21 protein-coding genes and 2 tRNA genes are annotated in these 17,023 nt (G+C 62.6%); 8 read left to right on the forward strand and 15 right to left on the reverse strand.

The window, feature by feature from the left end:
• Positions 1 to 74: 74 nt before the first annotated feature.
• Positions 75 to 938: a DUF2182 domain-containing protein gene (locus tag ACSQ3L_RS23330; RefSeq protein ID WP_436162045.1), complete on the reverse strand. Its 864-nt coding sequence runs from the start codon at positions 936 to 938 to the stop codon at positions 75 to 77.
• A 9-nt stretch (positions 939 to 947) separates the two neighbouring features.
• A complete protein-coding gene (locus ACSQ3L_RS23335; protein ID WP_436162046.1) occupies positions 948 to 1,583 on the reverse strand; it encodes a DUF1326 domain-containing protein in 636 nt (211 codons plus the stop codon).
• Between the two features lie 608 nt (positions 1,584 to 2,191).
• Here ACSQ3L_RS23335 and ACSQ3L_RS23340 point away from each other — a divergent pair.
• The 5 genes from ACSQ3L_RS23340 to ACSQ3L_RS23360 all read left to right on the forward strand — a co-directional run bounded on the left by ACSQ3L_RS23340 (position 2,192) and on the right by ACSQ3L_RS23360 (position 6,327).
• The gene (locus tag ACSQ3L_RS23340) at positions 2,192 to 3,376 is read left to right on the forward strand and encodes a cystathionine beta-lyase (RefSeq protein WP_436162047.1); all 1,185 of its coding nucleotides are present in this window, start codon (positions 2,192 to 2,194) and stop codon (positions 3,374 to 3,376) included.
• A gap of 129 nt (positions 3,377 to 3,505) precedes the next feature.
• The gene (locus ACSQ3L_RS23345) at positions 3,506 to 4,567 is read left to right on the forward strand and encodes an HPP family protein (protein ID WP_436162048.1); all 1,062 of its coding nucleotides are present in this window, start codon (positions 3,506 to 3,508) and stop codon (positions 4,565 to 4,567) included.
• A 127-nt stretch (positions 4,568 to 4,694) separates the two neighbouring features.
• Complete coding sequence (locus tag ACSQ3L_RS23350; RefSeq protein WP_436162049.1) at positions 4,695 to 5,369, forward strand: RNA polymerase sigma factor; 675 nt, start codon at positions 4,695 to 4,697, stop codon at positions 5,367 to 5,369.
• A gap of 114 nt (positions 5,370 to 5,483) precedes the next feature.
• On the forward strand, positions 5,484 to 6,008 hold the full coding sequence (locus ACSQ3L_RS23355) for a DUF4142 domain-containing protein (protein WP_436162050.1): 525 nt from the start codon (positions 5,484 to 5,486) through the stop codon (positions 6,006 to 6,008).
• 10 nt (positions 6,009 to 6,018) lie between these two features.
• Positions 6,019 to 6,327, forward strand: a complete 309-nt coding sequence (locus ACSQ3L_RS23360; protein WP_436162051.1) for a cupredoxin domain-containing protein — start codon at positions 6,019 to 6,021, stop codon at positions 6,325 to 6,327.
• Here the strand turns inward: ACSQ3L_RS23360 and ACSQ3L_RS23365 are convergent.
• Positions 6,288 to 7,169, reverse strand: a complete 882-nt coding sequence (locus tag ACSQ3L_RS23365) for a crotonase/enoyl-CoA hydratase family protein (RefSeq protein WP_436162052.1) — start codon at positions 7,167 to 7,169, stop codon at positions 6,288 to 6,290. The two genes, ACSQ3L_RS23360 and ACSQ3L_RS23365, sit on opposite strands and share 40 nt — an antisense overlap.
• A gap of 84 nt (positions 7,170 to 7,253) precedes the next feature.
• Between ACSQ3L_RS23365 and ACSQ3L_RS23370 the strand changes: the two genes are divergently transcribed.
• The gene (locus tag ACSQ3L_RS23370) at positions 7,254 to 7,835 is read left to right on the forward strand and encodes a TetR/AcrR family transcriptional regulator (protein ID WP_436162053.1); all 582 of its coding nucleotides are present in this window, start codon (positions 7,254 to 7,256) and stop codon (positions 7,833 to 7,835) included.
• A 2-nt stretch (positions 7,836 to 7,837) separates the two neighbouring features.
• Here the strand turns inward: ACSQ3L_RS23370 and ACSQ3L_RS23375 are convergent, their stop codons facing one another.
• The 5 genes from ACSQ3L_RS23375 to ACSQ3L_RS23395 form a co-directional block, all read right to left on the reverse strand.
• Positions 7,838 to 9,064 carry an anion transporter gene (locus ACSQ3L_RS23375; protein WP_436162054.1) on the reverse strand — a complete coding sequence of 409 codons (1,227 nt, stop codon included), beginning with the start codon at positions 9,062 to 9,064 and terminating at the stop codon, positions 7,838 to 7,840.
• 137 nt (positions 9,065 to 9,201) lie between these two features.
• Positions 9,202 to 9,990 (reverse strand): GGDEF domain-containing protein, encoded by a 789-nt coding sequence (locus ACSQ3L_RS23380; protein ID WP_436162055.1) that lies wholly within the window; start codon positions 9,988 to 9,990, stop codon positions 9,202 to 9,204.
• 232 nt (positions 9,991 to 10,222) lie between these two features.
• On the reverse strand, positions 10,223 to 10,444 hold the full coding sequence (locus ACSQ3L_RS23385; RefSeq protein WP_436162056.1) for a hypothetical protein: 222 nt from the start codon (positions 10,442 to 10,444) through the stop codon (positions 10,223 to 10,225).
• Positions 10,445 to 10,682: 238 nt separating this feature from the next.
• Positions 10,683 to 10,759 (reverse strand) — tRNA-Arg (locus ACSQ3L_RS23390).
• A 49-nt stretch (positions 10,760 to 10,808) separates the two neighbouring features.
• A complete protein-coding gene (locus ACSQ3L_RS23395) occupies positions 10,809 to 11,114 on the reverse strand; it encodes an ETC complex I subunit (protein WP_436162057.1) in 306 nt (101 codons plus the stop codon).
• Positions 11,115 to 11,254: 140 nt separating this feature from the next.
• On the opposite strand from ACSQ3L_RS23395, the gene ACSQ3L_RS23400 reads away from it, so the two are divergent.
• Positions 11,255 to 11,331 (forward strand) — tRNA-Pro (locus ACSQ3L_RS23400).
• A gap of 116 nt (positions 11,332 to 11,447) precedes the next feature.
• Positions 11,448 to 11,729, forward strand: coding sequence for a hypothetical protein (locus ACSQ3L_RS23405; RefSeq protein ID WP_436162058.1), 282 nt, complete (start codon positions 11,448 to 11,450; stop codon positions 11,727 to 11,729).
• Positions 11,730 to 11,779: 50 nt separating this feature from the next.
• Here the strand turns inward: ACSQ3L_RS23405 and ACSQ3L_RS23410 are convergent, their stop codons facing one another.
• The 7 genes from ACSQ3L_RS23410 to ACSQ3L_RS23440 form a co-directional block, all read right to left on the reverse strand.
• Complete coding sequence (locus tag ACSQ3L_RS23410; protein ID WP_436162059.1) at positions 11,780 to 12,163, reverse strand: type II toxin-antitoxin system VapC family toxin; 384 nt, start codon at positions 12,161 to 12,163, stop codon at positions 11,780 to 11,782.
• A complete protein-coding gene (locus ACSQ3L_RS23415; protein WP_436162060.1) occupies positions 12,160 to 12,417 on the reverse strand; it encodes a type II toxin-antitoxin system Phd/YefM family antitoxin in 258 nt (85 codons plus the stop codon). Before ACSQ3L_RS23415 ends, ACSQ3L_RS23410 begins: the two co-directional genes overlap by 4 nt.
• Before the next feature lie 129 nt (positions 12,418 to 12,546).
• A complete protein-coding gene (gene hdaA, locus ACSQ3L_RS23420) occupies positions 12,547 to 13,251 on the reverse strand; it encodes a DnaA regulatory inactivator HdaA (RefSeq protein WP_436162061.1) in 705 nt (234 codons plus the stop codon).
• A gap of 1 nt (position 13,252) precedes the next feature.
• Positions 13,253 to 14,461, reverse strand: a complete 1,209-nt coding sequence (locus tag ACSQ3L_RS23425) for an AI-2E family transporter (protein WP_436162062.1) — start codon at positions 14,459 to 14,461, stop codon at positions 13,253 to 13,255.
• A gap of 1 nt (position 14,462) precedes the next feature.
• Positions 14,463 to 14,990: a CDP-alcohol phosphatidyltransferase family protein gene (locus ACSQ3L_RS23430; protein WP_436163511.1), complete on the reverse strand. Its 528-nt coding sequence runs from the start codon at positions 14,988 to 14,990 to the stop codon at positions 14,463 to 14,465.
• 179 nt (positions 14,991 to 15,169) lie between these two features.
• Positions 15,170 to 15,607 carry a YybH family protein gene (locus ACSQ3L_RS23435; RefSeq protein ID WP_436162063.1) on the reverse strand — a complete coding sequence of 146 codons (438 nt, stop codon included), beginning with the start codon at positions 15,605 to 15,607 and terminating at the stop codon, positions 15,170 to 15,172.
• A 217-nt stretch (positions 15,608 to 15,824) separates the two neighbouring features.
• Positions 15,825 to 16,814, reverse strand: a complete 990-nt coding sequence (locus tag ACSQ3L_RS23440) for a methyltransferase (RefSeq protein ID WP_436162064.1) — start codon at positions 16,812 to 16,814, stop codon at positions 15,825 to 15,827.
• Positions 16,815 to 17,023: the final 209 nt, after the last annotated feature.

Here is a 17,023-nt window from a genome sequence, read left to right on the forward strand (position 1 = left end):
CCATGCCCAAAGACTGTCATCTGATGGTTTACCTAGCGGCAGTAGGCCAATACCGCCGCGGACAAGGACTGTTCTCAAAGGGCTCGAAAGATGAGCCAGACTCCGATCACGACCATGAACAGGCCTGAAACGCGCGGAATCACTTGCCCGGTCGGAACCGTCTTCTCCAGCAGAACAAGGATGGCGATGCCGGCGATCCACAGCAGGTTCATGACGCCGCCGACGAACAGCAGCGCCATCAGCGCCCAGCAGCAACCGAGACAATAGACGCCGTGCTCGATGCCGAGCCGAAGCGCACCGAGCGGAGCGGAACGGAACCCGCCATGGCTGGCCAGGAACGCGATCGGCGCCTGACATTGGCGCAGGCAGACACCCTTCATCGGTGTCCATTGATAGAGGCCGGCGGCGATCAGGACGAGGCCACCGAGGATCGCGCTGTCGGTCGCCATCGAGGGATCAAGCAAGGCAAGACGGGCAAGCAGCCATTGCGCCCCGGTCGCCAGGGCGCTGAAGACGATCCATACGGCGAGATAGCCGGCAAAAAACCATCCCGTCGCAGCGATCGGCCGGCCATCCGCCCGCGCCTTGCGGCCGACGCCGGCATAGAGCAGCAACATCGGCGCGACCGAAGGCGTCATCATGCCGACCATCATCACCGCCCACATTGTGAAGATGAAAGCGAAATCGGCCGATGCCCAGGTCCTGAAAGCGGGCGCCACGGCGGCGCCCATATCCATGCTGCCCGTGTCCGTGGTCGACATGTCCATGTTCGACATGTCCATTCCGGCCATGTCGCCGCCTGCGCTGTCGCCGGGCATGACCATGTCGACGGAGAGCCACAGCACATAGGCCCAGGCGAGCACGGCGATCACGACGAGCGCGGCCGTCACGACCGCACGGTCGCGCCGCAGCACCGCCTCGAGGGCCGTGTCGCCCATTCGATCAGGTCAATGCACGATGCCGCTCTGCGAGAGATGCAGATTGGCGAAATGGCTGTGGGTGTCGGCCAGCTCGAACTTGATCGGGCCTGTCGCCTTGGTCCAGCCTCGTCCAACCTCGGCGATCGCGTATTCGAAGCCATGCGGCAGGTCGATGCGTGCCTGATGCTCGGCGCCGGTGACCGGATTCTTGATCGGCTCGCCACGGCCGTCGGTTACGCCCTTGACGTGCAGCCGCCCGGTTCGCGCGTCGACGTCGATCTTGAATTCGATCGGCGCAAAGATCGGATCGTGGAATTTCTCCAGCGTGGTCGAGAAGACCTGGAATATCGTTGCACCCGGTTCGGTGTCCAGACCGCCCAATATGCGAAGCAGCGCTCCACGCTGGGCTTCCGTCGCCCTGTCGTCGATCACCACCGCGGCTTCGCCCCTGCCCTGGTGTATCGCGCCGGGCCAGCTGAAAATCCCGACGAACCGCAATCCGTCGAGCTTGGTGTCGCCGTGATGGCCGCTCTCGATTTCCATGCCGGCGACCGCCTGGCAGAACCCGTATGTCGGCATGGCGTTGAACTGGCACGGGCAGCCATAAGCGCAGTTGCAGTTGATGAATTCGCGCGCCTTCATTGTCCATTTGACGTCCGGCATGGCATTCCTCCCCTTGCCGCGCTCACGCTTCGTGAGCGCGATCCGGATCGTGGGGACCAGAGGTCAACCGGCAGCAACCATCCGGCAGCATCTGATCGAAGCAATCCGGCGATTAATATTAGTTGCAGATCATATACCGTTCACAGCCGCCCACAATAGGCAGGCGGAGATAGGGGCTCCGAACTCAGGTTTAACAAAAGACCTGACGACAGCGAGTCCGGCGGTGTCGGCAGCTTTTGTGCCGGTAGTTTTCCCACGATAGGAATTTTTTCTTGACTCGGTGCCGTCAGCTATAGTACATAATTGCCCATGGTGCTGATTTGCGCTAGTGACCCGCCGCACAGGCGGGTTTTTCGTTTGATACTCCGTCAGCCAACGCGCCGGCGAAGGCTCCGAAGGAACCCCGTCAACCCGAGTTCGTAGCCCTGTCGGCGGAGACTGGCGCAGTTGCCGATGATGACCGCCGGTGTCACGCCGCCCTCCCCGCATCGCTGTTTTTGCCGCGACGAATTGGCATATTCGAAGTCCATCTCCTGGCGGACGGTGGCTGTTGCACGGTCCATGCCGCCGCACTATGGCTAGCGGCTTGTCAAACAAGGCGACGCAGAATGGCGAAAGACGGCAGCGAGCACTTTAGCGGCAGGATGGGCATCAACACGCGCCTTGCCCATTCAGGCAACAATCCGCACGACTATTTCGGCTTCGTCAATCCGCCGGTGGTGCATGCCTCGACCGTGCTTTTCCGCGATGCGGCTTCGATGGCGGCACGCAGCCAGAAATACACTTACGGCACGCGCGGCACACCGACGACCGATGCGCTTGCCCAGGCCATAGACGCGCTGGAAGGCTCGGCCGGCACGATCGTGGTGCCGTCGGGCCTTGCGGCGGTGACCGTGCCGCTGCTCGCCTTCGTGTCGGCCGGCGACCATCTGCTGATCGTCGATTCGGTCTATCACCCGACCCGCAACTTCGCCGACACGATGCTGAAGCGGCTGGGTGTCGAGGTCGAGTACTACGCCCCCGAGATCGGCGCCGGCATCGCGGCGTTGATCAAGCCCAACACCAAGGTGGTGTTCACGGAATCGCCAGCGTCCAACACGTTCGAGGTGCAGGACATCCCGGCCATCGTCAAGGCGGCGCACGCCGCGGGCGCTATCGTCATGATGGACAACACCTGGGCGACACCGCTGTATTTCCGTCCGCTCGACCATGGCGTCGATATCTCGATCCATGCGGCGACGAAATACCCGGCCGGCCATTCCGACGTGCTGCTTGGCACGGTGTCGGCCAATGAGAGCTGCTGGAAGCATCTTTATGAAAGCTTCTGCACGCTTGGCTGCTGCGCCGGGCCTGACGATGTCTACCAGGTGTTGCGCGGCCTGCGCAGCATGGGCGTGCGGCTCGAACACCATCAGCGCAGCACGCTTGCCATCGCCTCCTGGCTCGAGGGCCAGACAGGCGTGGCGCGCGTGCTCCACCCGGCCCTGCCCAGCCACCCGGACCACGAGCTGTGGAAGCGGGACTTCTCCGGCTCGAGCGGCATCTTTTCCATCGTCCTTGCCGGCGGCGGACAGAAGCAGCAGCACGCCTTTCTCGACGCGCTGCAGATCTTCGGCCTCGGCTACTCCTGGGGCGGCTATGAGAGCCTTGCGGTGCCGGTCTGGCTCGGCGACCGCGTTGTCGCGAAGGGTCCCTATGAGGGTCCGTTGATCCGCCTGCAGATCGGCCTCGAGGACGTCGACGACCTGAAGGCCGACATTTCGCGCGGTCTGGCCGCCGCGGCGGCTGCGTAGCGGAATTCTATTCCCTCAAATTATAGTTTCCCGGATCAGTTTGGCTTTCAAATTCGACGATGCCGCGTCATTGCGGTGCGATCAGCACATTTTCGACCTCCCTGGAATACCGGCAGAGTTCCCGACCCCATGGCTTTCCGCCTCTTTGTTCCCATTCTTGCGGGCGCGACTCTACGCGAGCGCCTCGTTGCCTGTATCGGCGCGACCATCGGCATTGCGCTCACCGGTGTGATAGCCAGCCTTGTGCTCGGCAACGGTCCCCACGTGCCGCTGCTGGTGGCGCCGATGGGGGCGTCGGCGGTGCTCCTGTTCGCGGTGCCGGCCAGCCCGCTGGCGCAGCCATGGTCGATCATCGGCGGCAACACGATATCGGCACTTGTCGGCGTGATCGTGGCGCATTTCATCCACGAAACCGCCCTTGCCTCCGGCATCGCGGTGGCGCTGGCCATCGCCGCCATGTCGTTCACGCGCTGCCTGCATCCGCCGGGCGGGGCGGCCGCACTGACCGCGGTTTTGGGAGGCCCTGCCGTCATCAGCGCCGGCTTCCTGTTTCCATTCGTGCCGGTGGCGCTGAACTCGATCCTGCTGGTGGCGCTCGGCTACGGCTTCCACAGATTGGCCCGGCGCAATTATCCGCATGTGCCGGTTCCTACCCCAGCGAACAGCCACGGCACCGCCGATCCGCCGGCACAGTCGCGCGTTGGTTTCCAGCCCGAAGACATCGACGCCGCGCTTGGTGCGCTTGAAGAAACGTTCGATATCGATCGCAACGATCTCGACCGACTGTTGAGGCAGGTCGAATTGCAGGCGATGGTGCGCGCGCACAAGACCCTTCTGTGCGAGGACATCATGTCGCGCGATGTGATCTCGGTCGACGCCCACACCCCGGCCGAAGCGGCCCGCCAATTGCTGCTCGACCACAACATCCGCACCTTGCCGGTTGTCGACGCCGAGGCAAGGCTGGCAGGCACCGTGGGATTGCGGGAATTGACCCAAGCCTCCGGCACGGTTGGATCCGTGATATCGCCGGCGGCGACAACCGCCGCCGGCTCCGCCGCCATGGGTCTGCTGCCCGTGCTCACAGACGGCCGCAGCCATGCGGTGATCATCGTCGACGACGACAAGCGGATTCTCGGGCTGATCACGCAGACCGACCTGCTGGCGGCCACGGCGCGCCTGCAGGCTGCCTGACAAGCCTTCACCGGGGCGGTAGGATAGCCGCCGCCGGACCCGGCGAAAAATCTTCGGGAACCTTTTGCCGGCAACAGCGTCCAATCTCTCAATCGAGGTTTTGAAGATTGGGTTGAGGAAACTGGCCATGCCTGCTGTCTTGACGGCCGTGCCTTCTCTTGCGTCAGGCGACATGCAGCTCGTGCGCCGCGCCTTGGCGCGCGACGGCGATGCCTTCCGCACCATCATCAAGACACACAATCAGCGGCTCTACAGGATCGCGCGCGGCGTCGTGCGCAATGACAGTGAAGCCGAGGACATCGTCCAGGAGGCCTATGTCAGGGCCTTCGCCCATCTAGACGCCTTTCGCGGCGACTCCTCGCTCGCCACATGGCTGTCGCGCATCGTCATCAACGAGGCACTTGGCCGCCTGCGCAAAAGGCGCAAAACGGTGGCACTGCCGGAAAATCCGCAAGCCGAGATCATCCGGTTTCCCCTCAACCCCAGCGACGACCCGGAACGGACGATGGCGCAACGGCAGATCCTCCAACTGGTCGAACAGGCCACCGACAGCCTTCCCGACGTCTACCGGACGGTGTTCATGGCGCGGGTAATCGAGGGGCTGAGCATCGAAGAGACGGCCGATCTTCTCGGCGTGCGGCCGCAAACCGTCAAGACAAGGCTGCACCGCGCCCGCGCCCTGGTGCGCAAGGCACTCGACGACCAGATCGGGCCGGTTCTGCTCGATGCTTTCCCCTTCGCCGGCCGGCGTTGCGAAAGGCTGACCAGCGCCGTCATGCGGCGGCTTGGGCTGGAAAGCTGATCTCATCGGATTCAGTCGATTTTTACGGGAACGTTTGCCGATACCCCGCATCCAATAACCGTCAACCGAAAAGCAAAGTCCGGCGCGATTTCAGCGTCCGGCGAAGGAGATGCCATGTCTATCCGACACACCACCGTGCTTGCCGCCATGCTGCTGCTTGGCACTGCCCCGTTCGCACAAGCAGCCGACAAACCAACCGATCCGCAGATCGCCCACATCGCCTACACGGCCGGGGTCATCGACGTCGAGACGGCCAAGCTGGCGATCGAAAAATCGAAGAACAAGGAGGTCGTGGATTTTGCCAACGACATGGTGCGCGACCACGAGGCCGTCAACGTGCAGGCGCTCGACCTGGTGAAGAAGCTCAAGGTCACGCCGGAAGACAACGCCACCAGCAAGGCGCTGACCAAAGCTGCGGCGGAGGAGCGGGCCAAACTCGCCAAGCTCGACGGTGCTGCCTTCGACAAGGCCTATGTCGACAATGAGGTCGCCTACCACAAGCAGGTCAACGGCGCGCTCGAAACGCTGCTCATTCCGTCGGCGCAGAATGCCGAGCTGAAGAGCCTGCTGGAAACCGGCCTAAAGATATTCCAGGGCCATGAGCAGCACGCTGAACATGTCGCCGGCACGCTCAAGTAAGGAGAGGAGCATGTCGAGACGCCATCCGTGGATTGCGTTGACGCTGGCCGTCGGCATCGTTCCGGCGCGGGCCGAAACCATCCAGGTCACGATCGACAGACTGGTGTTCTCGCCAGCCACCGTCGAGGCGAAGGTCGGCGACACGATCATGTGGGTGAACAAGGACGTGTTCGCCCACACGGCCACCGCCGGGGGTGGCTGGGAGGTGATGATCCCGCCGAAGAAGTCCGCAAGCCTGACATTGAAGGCGGCGGGACCGGTCGACTATTTCTGCCGCTTTCACCCCAACATGAAAGGCCGCTTGGTGGTAGCGCCCTGATCCAGCGCCAACGAAGCCCGCCTGGCTTCGTCCGGCCGGCTGATATGCGTCCATGAGCCGTCATAGCGAGGCTCGCGCCGCTCGATCCAGGCATCGAGTCCTTCGCGAAGATCGGCGGTCGGGACCATGCCGGCGAACTGGCCGGCCTCGACCAGCAATCCATCGGCGATGCTCTGGTCGAGGCCCTTCGCCACGGCCGTGAGGATGCTCGCGATCGCCAGATCGGAGTGCCGCAGGATACGCTTGGCCAAGGCAATGGCTGCCGGCATCAGCTTGGCATGCGGCACAACCTCGTTGACGAGGCCCAGTTCAAGGGCGCGCGGCGGTGGAAACCAGTCGCCCGTCAACAGCAATTCGAGCGCCCGCTTGCGCCCGGCAAGCCTGGGCAGGCGTTGCGTTCCGCCAAAGGTCGGCGGCATTGCAAGGTTGATTTCCGGCTTGGCGAACAAAGCACGGTCACTGGCGATGGCGAGCGGCACGGCCTCGGTGATTTCGCAGCCGCCACCAAAGGCAATGCCATTGACGGCGGCGATGATGGGCTTGCGAAACGCTTCCAGCCTCGCCGTCAGCCGCTGCCCGCGCATGACGAAGTCCCGCATCGCGACATCGACGCCGAGCGCCACGCTGGCCGCGAACTCGCGAATGTCGCCACCCGCCGAAAACGCCCGTTCCCCTGCTCCGGTAAGAATGACCGCCCGAACGCCGTCGTCGACTTCGATGTCGTCGAGGATCGCAAGCAGGCGATCGATCAGGGCATAGTTCAGCGCGTTGAGTTTTTCGGGACGATTGAGAGTGAGGACGGTTACCCCGTCATGTGTCTCGCCTAAGACAAGATCGGTCATTTGGCTTCCTTTCCAGCATGCGTTGACCGGAAAGGATCAGGTTTTCGTTTGCTTGTATATTCACTAGTCGGTATACTTGGCGCCATGCCTGAAGCATCCAGCCCCACCCGCAAACGCATCGTCGATGCCGCGACGAAGCTCTTCTATGCCGAAGGGATTGGCCGCGTCAGCGTCGATGCCATCGCCGAAAAAGCCGGGCTGACCAAGCGGACGCTGTACTATCACTTCAAGAGCAAGGACGATCTGATCGCTGCCTATCTCGATGCCCGCGACCAGCCCAATCTGAAGCAGATGGCCGGCTGGTTCGATGCCGCTGAAGGTGGTGCCGACCGCAAGGTGGAAGCGATTTTCACCAATCTGGCGCGTGTCGCCCGCCATCCCAAATGGAAAGGATGCGGCTTCCTGCGCACTGCCGCGGAGCTTGCCTCGATGCCTGGACACCCGGCAGTCAAGGCCGGATCGCGGCACAAGACAAATTTCGAAAAATGGCTCGCAGCCGAACTGTCGGCCCACGGCGTCACGGCGCCGCATATGCTGGCGCGCGAGATCGTGCTGCTCATGGACGGCGCCTTCTCGAGCATGCTGATCCACCACAACCCCGACTATATCGGGGCGGCAGGGCACGCCGCCGCAACGCTTGTGCGGGCGCGAACTTCAAGCAACTAGATCTAGAACCCAAACGCCAGCCACGCCGTGCCGGCCGTCAGCGTTATCAGCGTCAGCGGCAAGCCGACCTTGAAGAAGGCGCCGAATGACAGCGGCGTGCCGGCGGCCCGTGCCTGTTCGGCGACGATCAGGTTGGCGACGGAACCGAGCAGCGTGAAATTGCCGGCCAGCGTCGAACTCATCGCAACCACCAGCCAGGCACGCTCGGGGTTTTCGAGGCCGGGTATGAAGGGCCGGAGCGCCAGCACGGCCGGAACATTGCTCATGATGTTGGAAAGCACCGCGGTGAAGCCGGACAGCCGCCAGACATCGTCCAGCCCGAGGTTCTTGGCCGAGGCGATCATGTCGGGCGAAAGAAGCGTCTTTTCGGCGCCGGCGACGACCACGAACAGGCCGGCGAACATGAACAGCAGCGGACCGTCGATCTCGCGATAGATGCGCTCGGGCTTGATGGCGCGGGTAAGCAAGAGGATGGCACCGCCGATGAGTGCGGCCTTGGCGACCGGCACGCCATCGAAGAAGGCGATTGCCAGTCCGATGCACACCACCACCGCCTTCAGCACCTGCCCCTTGTGCATGCGGCCACGCGAAACCTCGGGCGTCAGTTGGACCGTGCGGGCGAATTCGGCCCGGTAGACGACACGGATGATGACAACCACCGCGACCAGGCCGAACAGGGCGACCGGGGCGAGCGCTGCCGAAAAGGCCGGATAGGAAATGCCCGACAGCGCGCCGATGACCATGTTTTGCGGATTTCCGGTGATGGTGGCGACGCTGCCGCAATTCGACGCGGTGGCCGTGGCGATCAGATAGGGGATCGGGTTGCGCTTGATCACACGGGTGACGTGGACGACGATCGGCGCCATGACAAGGCAGATGGCGTCGTTGACAAGGAAGGCCGACAGAACGCCGGTGAGCAGCGTCACCATCACCAAAAGCATGAAGGGCGCGTGCGCGTGCTCGATGGCAACGGCGCCAAGGCCGCGAAAGGCGCCCGACACTTTCAGGTGCGCCACCACGATCATCATGCCGAGCAGAAGCGTGATGGTGTCGAAATTGATCGCCCGGTAGGCATCCTCCATGCTGAGCGCGCCGATGGCGATCATCGCGGCCCCGCCGAGCAGTGCGATCCCGGCCCGGTCGAGGCGCAGGCCGGGTATGCGGCCAATGGCGACACCGGCGTAGGTCAGGACCAGGATCAGAAGAGCCGCCGCGCCCATCAATGTCATGCGAAGAAGGCCCTGCCCGATTCATCCAGCCCCGTCGGGGCACCGGGCACTACCTTTAGCGTGATGTCGGCAAAGCGAAAGCGCCGTCCGTGCAACAGCCTGGACAAATCATCGTGCTGTCGGAGCCGGGCCTCCTGTCAATGCACCGTAGCAACGCTGGGCAGAGGCACCGGAACGGCGCCCGCCGGATCGAAGCTGACCTGGTCGCGTCCGTTCGACTTGGCGGTGTAAAGCCTTCTGTCGGCGGCAGAAAATATCTCCTCATAGGTGATCGGGCCGGTGAAGCTCGTGCCGCCGATGCTGACGGAAAGCGGGCAAGGCCTGCCGCCGGGCGAAAACTCCATCTCCCTGATGCGCCGGCGGATGCTTTCGGCAACCACCCAGGATTGCGAGGGATCGACGCCTGGAAGAAACACGCCGAATTCTTCGCCACCGATGCGGCCGACGATATCGCCACCACGCAGCTGACCTTTGATTGCCTGCGCTATCAGCTTGAGCGCCTGGTCGCCGCAGTCATGGCCGAGGCGGTCATTAATCGACTTGAAGTGGTCAGCGTCGATGATCAGCAGCGCCCCCGAACGGGTCTGCTCCTGCTTGCGGGTTTCTTCGAGATAGGCTTCGACCAGCATCGAGAAGGCGCCACGGTTCAGCACCGCAGTCAGACTGTCGGTCGCGGCAACGACGCTGAGGTCGCGTTGCGCGATGGCCAGCTGGCGGATCTTCCACATGAGAAAAAACAGAAACGAGCCGCCCAGCACCAAAGGCAGCATCAAATCGGTCATCTGCGCCCGCCACACGGCCTCGCGCGAAAGATAGGGGAAATTGAAGGAATCGACGAAGAAGGCCACGGCAATGAAGAATGCCGTACCGGCTGCCGTGACAGCGATCACCCTGCCCCAGCTCGTCGGTGACAGATCGAGCTTCATCGCGTTCACTCCGTTAGCCGTCGCTACTATGCGGCACCAACGCAAACAAATTGATAAGACTTTCCCTCCAATTCAATGTCGGGCGACATCGAGCAATTCCAGGGGCGCACGGACGCCACGGGACGGCCGCCGAAAAAGGCGACCGCCCGACTTCTTCCCGGCTTGAAGGCCCGGACCAGTTATTGGCTGAGCTAGGACAGACGACGCTCGAAACTGGAGGGACTGCCCGCCGTCAGTTGAGCGTCGATTCACCGAGCACGTCGGTGACAAAAGATGCCGCGATCAGGTCATCGGCATCAAGACGTAGGGAGCCTTCGCCGCCTCCCATGACGGAAGCCACTTTCTGAAAGGTCTTTATTTCGTATTCCGTGATCCGTGCGTCCTGCATCCGCGCCCTGAGGTCAGCTATGCGCCGATCCAGGGCCGGGGACATTCCTATCTCTCGCTTCGACATGGCAACACTCCTCCCCACCCGTGTTTGCCTCCCACCGATCCGCTTTTGTATGAGGCTTTGCGAATACAGGCGCCGAAACGCACCGTGCGCGGGAAGGTTCCGAAAAGGTTGAGTCACGAAATAATACGACGACCCAGGGCGGCCGCGCGATCCACTCGGAACCCTTCGGGCCAAAAGTGTTACCCATGTCTTAGGTACGTTCTGTTAACCATGTCTCCGGGTCGGACACTGGAAATATTGGCGATCCCGACAGGATTCGAACCTGTGACCATCGGCTTAGAAGGCCGGTGCTCTATCCAGCTGAGCTACGGGACCGCTGGCCAGCCGTTGGCCCGGCTGGATGTTTTGGCGCTGGCCGCCGCGATCAATGCGTCCAGGGCGTCCTGCGGTCATAGCGGAAATTCTCCGCATAGGAAATCTGGCGGCGCTTGGTCTCTTTCGGCTCCTCGACGCGGTAGGCGAGCCCTTGCTTTTCGGCGTAGGCCACCGCCTCTTCCCGCGTATCGAAGGTGAGCCTGATCTGGCTTCTCATGTCTCCCGACGTCGTGTAGCCCATCAGCGGGTCGATCTTCTTGCGCGACTCGGGGTCGAATTCCAGCACCCAGTAGCCGGTCTTGGCCTTGCCGGACTGCATCGCGGTTTTGGCTGGGCTGAAAATGCGCGCGGACATGGCCACCTCGTTCTTGTGCAAGGCAGCATCGCCACCCTTCGCCCGTCATTACTGCGCAATGGGCACGGCGGCAAGGATTTTGCTCTCGCAGGATTTTGCTCTTGCCATGCAACACCGAAATGAATAGGCAACAGACCGTTCGGAGTGTAGCGCAGCCTGGTAGCGCATCTGGTTTGGGACCAGAGGGTCGGGAGTTCGAATCTCTCCACTCCGACCATCCCTGGAAAATGCGAATGCCTTCGGCGCGACCGTGCGGTCATCCGCGCCGGCTCTGGTCGTGCACTTGCCGCCACAGTTTTGCGGTGCAAAACTTCGGCAAACAGGGGATAGGCTATGCTTGGGATCGATGCGTGGGTGTCGCTGTTCGGACCGGCATACTTTGCCTATGCCGGCATAACGGTTCCATTCATGGTGACATGGGCGATTGCCTGCTCAGCGCTGGCGATGTGGAACAACTGGGAAAGCCGCAGACAGGCAAGGCAGGCCCCAAGCGCCGTCGTCTCCCGCTCCTGGCGTGCCAGCATCGGGATGTTCGTGCTGGTCGCCGCTGGCTATATCGCCGCCCACTCGGCCGTCTACCTGGCGGTCCGCCATTTTGCCAGAATGTGGTTGTGAGACTGGCCGAACTCACCGGCCCGACAACGACATCTCCCGGCTCGCGACGTTCAATACACACCTTCGATGTCGGTCCTGGAAAAATCGGCTCCGACATAAAGCAGACGGCAAGCGTGCTCCTTCGCCACCTCGTAGGAGAAACAATCGCCGAAATTGAGCGCGGCCGGATGGATACCCTTGCCCCACCGCGCATAGGCCTCAGCGATGCGCCGGGCTGACGCCGGCGTCACCGCCACCACCTCGAAACCAAGCCCGTCGATCAGGCCGGACATCTCGGCGGCGATGCCACGATGGGCCGCGACGATCAGCGCCTCGGCGACAGTGCCGGCGGAAATCAGAAGGTCGTTCTCGGCTTCGAGCGCGGCCATGCAGGCGCTGGCCTGCGGTTCATCAAGCACGATCGCCATCAGCGCCGAGGTGTCGACCGCGATCATTCGGGCATGCCGTCATCGCCATAAAGGAAATCCTGGCTGCGCGCGGCCGACGGTCCGGCCTTCGCCTTGGCGGCACCCGCTGCCCGCGCCGCTTCCATGAGCGCCCGACGGCCATCCTTGTCAGTTGCAGGCTTGATGGGAACCAGCCGCACCGCCGCATGGCCGTGACGGGTCAGAATGACCTCGTCGCCTGCCTCCGCGCGGCGCACCAATTCGGTCAGTTGTCCCTTGGCATCGGTGACGGATACCTGCATTGCTTGCTCCTCATGGACCATTCTCTGGTCCACATTTTATCCGAAAATAGACCATTAAATGGTCCATTTCAAGATCCGACAGTGTAAGCGCGTGGTTGGCCAACCCGGAGCAGCATGCCACGCAACGGCCTAGATCTCGAACTCGCCCTGCCCTTCGTCCATGGCGTTGACGGTTTCGGCCGCCAGCGTGCGCGTGATCGGCGTCTTGCGTTCGAGCGCGGTGCGGTCCAGCCGTTCCACCACGCGCATCGCTGTCGCCAGTGAGCGCTCGATGCGGCGCACCAGATACTGCACGACATGCGGTTCGACCTCGATTTGCCGATCGGCGAACAGTTTTGTGATGACGCCGGCGAGCAGGAGATCGTCGGGCTCATGGATCTCGACTGTCGCCGCCGCCTTCAACCGCGAGGCGAGATCGGGCAGCCTGACACCCCAGGCCGACGGGAAGCGCCGCGCCGTCAGCAGCAACGTCGATCCCGCGCCACGCACCGCATTGATCAGGTGGAACAGGCCCTGTTCATCGACCGCCCCGGTATCGACATCGTCGATCAGTGCCGGCCTTGCGCCGAGATCGGCGATGCAGTCGCCAATGCGCCCGGCGTCGACCGCCACCGCCTTGGCGCGCACGCGCCAGATCGAGGCGAGATGCGTCTTGCCCGAACCGGCGGGACCGGCCAGCACCACGACCGGCGAGGGCCAGTCCGGCCAGCGATCGACCAGCGCCACCGCCTGGGCATTGGTGCTGGAGACGACGAGCTCGTCACGCGAATAGCCGGTGCCATGGCCGAGATCGAGCGGCAACTGGCGCGGCGGGTCGGTTGGCTGGGCAGTCACTTCAGCGACGCGGTTGCGTGCGGTGGCCGCCGCCGCGATCGGCCGGAAGCTGCGGCACAGGCGCCGCGCCGTGGCCCTTATAGAGCGGCGATTCGAGATAGCGGGCTATGCCAAACCGCACCAGCACGGCAACGGCAGCCGAAGCCGGCACCGCGATCAACAAGCCAACGAAGCCGAACAGCGCGCCGAAGGCGAACAGCGAAAACATCAGCCATACCGGGTGCAGGCCGACACTTTTGCCGACCAGCCGCGGCTGCAGGATGTTGCCCTCGATGAACTGGCCGATGAAGAAGACGACCGCGACGGCGACGATCATCGTCCAGTCCGGCCAGAACTGGACGAAGGCGACGCCGACGGCCAGCACCAGCCCGGTCAGCGAGCCGACATAGGGGATGAAGGAAATCAGCCCGGCGAACAGGCCGATGAGGATGCCGAAATTCAGTCCGGTCAGCGTCAGCCCGGTGGCGTACATGGCGCCCAGCACCAGGCACAGCGTGCCTTGGCCGCGCACGAAGCCGGCCGTGGCGGTGTTGATGTCGCGTGCGATGGCGCGCACGGTCGCGACATTGTCGCGCGGCACCCAGCTGTCGATGACCGCAACCATGCGGTCCCAGTCGAGCAGCATGTAGAAGGCGACCACCGGCGTCACCACGAACAGGCTGACCACCGAGACCAGCGCCATGCCGGAACTCCACAGCGAGGTGAACACGGTGGTGATCAGGCCGAAGCCCGAGGTCAGTAGCGAATTCAGCCCATCGCGCAGGCCATTGGCGTTGACGCCGAATTTCTGTTCCAGCCATTTTGGATCGAACGACGTGATCAGGCTTTGCAGCCGGGTCAGGTATTCCGGCAATTTGCCGGCGAAATCGGCCATCTGCGTGGCCAGAACCGGTATGAGGATGACGAAGGCCAGCACCAGCACGATGAGGAAGGTGATGAGGATGACCACCGTCGCCATGAAACGGGACAGGCCGAGCCGCTGCAACCGGTCGGCAACGGGATCGAGGAAATAGGCAAGTACCATGCCGGCGACGAAGGGCAGCAGGATGGCACTGAAGACATAGAGAAAGAGCGCAAGCACGGCCAATCCGGTCAGCCAGAAGAAGATCTGCCTGCGGAACACCAGAGACGCAGTTTCGCCTGCCGCCGCGGCCTCGGCGGCCGCTTCGATGGATCCTTGGTCAGGTGCTCGGTTTGGAGCCTTCGCCATGTCAGCTCATATGCCTCAGCCAAGCCACGAGATAGGCCGCGCCCGAAGCCACGGTCAAGACCCCGGACAGCAATATGAGGGCCGGCCGCAGCGGGTCGAGGTGCACGGCAAGCGCGAGCTCACCCAGCACAACAGCGGCCAATACGATCTGGATGGCGGTGTTGGCCTTCGACACGAAAAGCGGTTTTATCTCGACCGGACGGGCCATGGCGGTAGACAACACAACAGCGCAGACGATCAATGCGTCGCGCGACACCATGGTGACGACCAGCCAGAGCGGCAATTGCCCGTTGAAGCCCATGACGACGAACACCGAAACCAGCAGCAGCTTGTCGGCCACCGGGTCGAGATAGGCGCCGAGCCTGGATTGCCGCTTGAAACGGCGCGCAATGAAGCCGTCGACGGCGTCGGAAATGCCGGCAACGAGGAACCCGGCAAAGGCCCAGTCCCAGCGCGCCTGCAGCATCGCCAGCACCACTGCCGGCACTAGGACAAGGCGCAGGATGGTGATCAGATTGGGGATGGTCAAACGCATGTCCCATCGCTTGGTAGTGTCTCAATTTGAATTTCGGCTCACGACCCAGAGCGGCCGTCCGATGCTGCGAGCCCGATGACGCGGGCCGACCCTTAACAAAGAACGGACTGAAGAATAGCGGCGCTGCCGCAGGGTTTGCGAGATCGAACCGCTTCTCCAAACCACAACCGTGTCTATCGGCGGAGTACCGAATCGGCCGGCTGAGCCGTCATTATCGGATCGGCATGACGATGCACAATCTTCCAGAGACCATCTTCTGGGCGAAAGACGCTCGTCACGCGTAACGCCAGAGGGGTGACGTCGCTCCGGCCGCCAACCTTGGACCTGAGCCGCTCTACTTCGACGAGGTATGCCAGCTCAGACGTCACACACTTCGCTATGTTCTCGAAGCCGGTAGCGTCGCCGTCCGTGTAATTCGATGCCGCTCGCTCCATCGTCTCAACGACCTGCTTCCATCCATGTGCGAAAGGGCCAAAGGGATTGCCCAGAGTTACGTCGTCTTGTTGGGAATAGAGCTTCTTCGCAGGCGCGGGGTTTCCTTTCATGAACTCATCCAGAGCCAGGTGGTATTCTTCAACTGCTTGATCGAAGTCATTGGCGTCAAGGGACACGTCATCCTCCCTGTCGTCTTATTTCTGATCCGGACCGGCGACTCCCGCAGGGTGTCCGCAGCGATGATGCATTTTCCTTGACTGCGGCGAGTGCAGGTTGGCTTGGTCAGTATAGCACTGCGCGAGACAAGTTTCGCGACGGCGTTTTGAGACAGTTCGGTAATGGCCGCTCTCCACTCGAAGTACCGACCTGATCTCGCGGCGAGACCTTCTTTGGTCAGACCGCGGACGCCTCAAGGATGGAAATGGGTCCTCGGGTCTGAATCACCCGTTCAAGGCGTAGCCCAGCGGCTTCGAACAAGTTTGCATATTGGAGCTGCGTTCTCTCCAGGCCGCCGGTCACGGCGAGCATGACCACGTCGATACCCTTGATCGGGTTCGGTTCGTCACCCGGCGGCACGAGCGTCTCGGCCACAAGCACCTTCCCGTTCGTCGGCATCGCCTCGCGGCAATTCTGCAGTATCCTCACGGCACGCCCATCATCCCAGTCGTGAACGACCTTCTTGATGACGTAGATATCACCGGTGGGGACGCTTTCAAAAAAGTCGCCTGCGACAAATTCGGTGCGCGGCAGGTCGCCTCCGGCGCCCTCGCGTGCCGCCGCGACGCCCGAAGGCAGATCGAAAAGCACGCCGCTCAGATGAGGGTTGCCGGCCAGGATCGCCGAGAGAAGCTGGCCATGTCCGCCGCCAACATCGACGACGCGTGTAAAAGGCTTGAAGTCATAAGCTTCCGCGACGGCCTCGTTGCTGCCTTGGCTCATGGCGATCATGGCACGCTGAAACAGGGCGGCCTGCACCGGGTGTTCCGACAGCCAGTCAAACCTTGGGCTTCCGAACACCTTGTCGAAGGCCGGCTTTCCGGTGCGCACGGAATGCAGCAACTGCTCGAAGGCAAGATAAGCCTCGCTGTTGATCATACGGACGAAGTCACGGGGACCCGGCCGATCGGAGCGCAGCGCGGCGCCAACCTCCGTCAACTCGAAATGACGGGGCAGCACTTCCCTAAAAATCCCTTCGGGCGCGAGAAGCCGCATTACGCGATAGAGCGAGTCAGCATCTGACTGGGTGGCGGCCGCCAGTTCATCCACCGACCGTTCGCCGGCAGCCAGGAAATCGGGGATGCCGAGTTCGATAATGACGCGCAGTGCCTGTGACACGGCGAATCCGAACCCCAGCCTCATGATCTGTTGCGACGGATTGAGCATGGCTTGTCCCCATATGCCTGATGGATGGCAACAGAGCACCAACAACGGCTAGACACAAGGATACGAGGCGAAGATGGAGACGCGAGGTTTTGTCGCCCACGCTTTTATCAGGGGGCAAAAGCCCTACCATTCTGCCGTTATCCTTGCGAGGCGAGGCCGTTCATGCGAAGAGCCCGCAACCGAGTGGAAACAGCGATGAGCAAGCGTCA

The sequence above is a fragment of the Mesorhizobium sp. LjRoot246 genome, assembly GCF_964254115.1.
Taxonomy (GTDB): Bacteria; Pseudomonadota; Alphaproteobacteria; order Rhizobiales; family Rhizobiaceae; genus Mesorhizobium.

Bases quoted from the DNA above. Each gene is read 5' to 3' on its own strand.
- ACSQ3L_RS23375 (WP_436162054.1), bottom strand. From the start codon at position 9,064: ATGACATTGATGGGCGCGGCGGCTCTTCTGATCCTGGTCCTGACCTAC.
- ACSQ3L_RS23335 (WP_436162046.1), bottom strand. From the start codon at position 1,583: ATGCCGGACGTCAAATGGACAATGAAGGCGCGCGAATTCATCAACTGC.
- ACSQ3L_RS23425 (WP_436162062.1), bottom strand. From the start codon at position 14,461: ATGGCGAAGGCTCCAAACCGAGCACCTGACCAAGGATCCATCGAAGCG.
- ACSQ3L_RS23365 (WP_436162052.1), bottom strand. From the start codon at position 7,169: ATGACCGATCTTGTCTTAGGCGAGACACATGACGGGGTAACCGTCCTC.
- ACSQ3L_RS23385 (WP_436162056.1), bottom strand. From the start codon at position 10,444: ATGTCGAAGCGAGAGATAGGAATGTCCCCGGCCCTGGATCGGCGCATA.
- ACSQ3L_RS23440 (WP_436162064.1), bottom strand. From the start codon at position 16,814: ATGCTCAATCCGTCGCAACAGATCATGAGGCTGGGGTTCGGATTCGCC.
- ACSQ3L_RS23415 (WP_436162060.1), bottom strand. From the start codon at position 12,417: ATGCAGGTATCCGTCACCGATGCCAAGGGACAACTGACCGAATTGGTG.
- ACSQ3L_RS23340 (WP_436162047.1), top strand. From the start codon at position 2,192: ATGGCGAAAGACGGCAGCGAGCACTTTAGCGGCAGGATGGGCATCAAC.
- ACSQ3L_RS23330 (WP_436162045.1), bottom strand. From the start codon at position 938: ATGGGCGACACGGCCCTCGAGGCGGTGCTGCGGCGCGACCGTGCGGTC.
- ACSQ3L_RS23355 (WP_436162050.1), top strand. From the start codon at position 5,484: ATGTCTATCCGACACACCACCGTGCTTGCCGCCATGCTGCTGCTTGGC.
- ACSQ3L_RS23350 (WP_436162049.1), top strand. From the start codon at position 4,695: ATGCCTGCTGTCTTGACGGCCGTGCCTTCTCTTGCGTCAGGCGACATG.
- ACSQ3L_RS23395 (WP_436162057.1), bottom strand. From the start codon at position 11,114: ATGTCCGCGCGCATTTTCAGCCCAGCCAAAACCGCGATGCAGTCCGGC.
- ACSQ3L_RS23380 (WP_436162055.1), bottom strand. From the start codon at position 9,990: ATGAAGCTCGATCTGTCACCGACGAGCTGGGGCAGGGTGATCGCTGTC.
- ACSQ3L_RS23410 (WP_436162059.1), bottom strand. From the start codon at position 12,163: ATGATCGCGGTCGACACCTCGGCGCTGATGGCGATCGTGCTTGATGAA.
- ACSQ3L_RS23360 (WP_436162051.1), top strand. From the start codon at position 6,019: ATGTCGAGACGCCATCCGTGGATTGCGTTGACGCTGGCCGTCGGCATC.
- ACSQ3L_RS23405 (WP_436162058.1), top strand. From the start codon at position 11,448: ATGCTTGGGATCGATGCGTGGGTGTCGCTGTTCGGACCGGCATACTTT.
- ACSQ3L_RS23345 (WP_436162048.1), top strand. From the start codon at position 3,506: ATGGCTTTCCGCCTCTTTGTTCCCATTCTTGCGGGCGCGACTCTACGC.
- ACSQ3L_RS23370 (WP_436162053.1), top strand. From the start codon at position 7,254: ATGCCTGAAGCATCCAGCCCCACCCGCAAACGCATCGTCGATGCCGCG.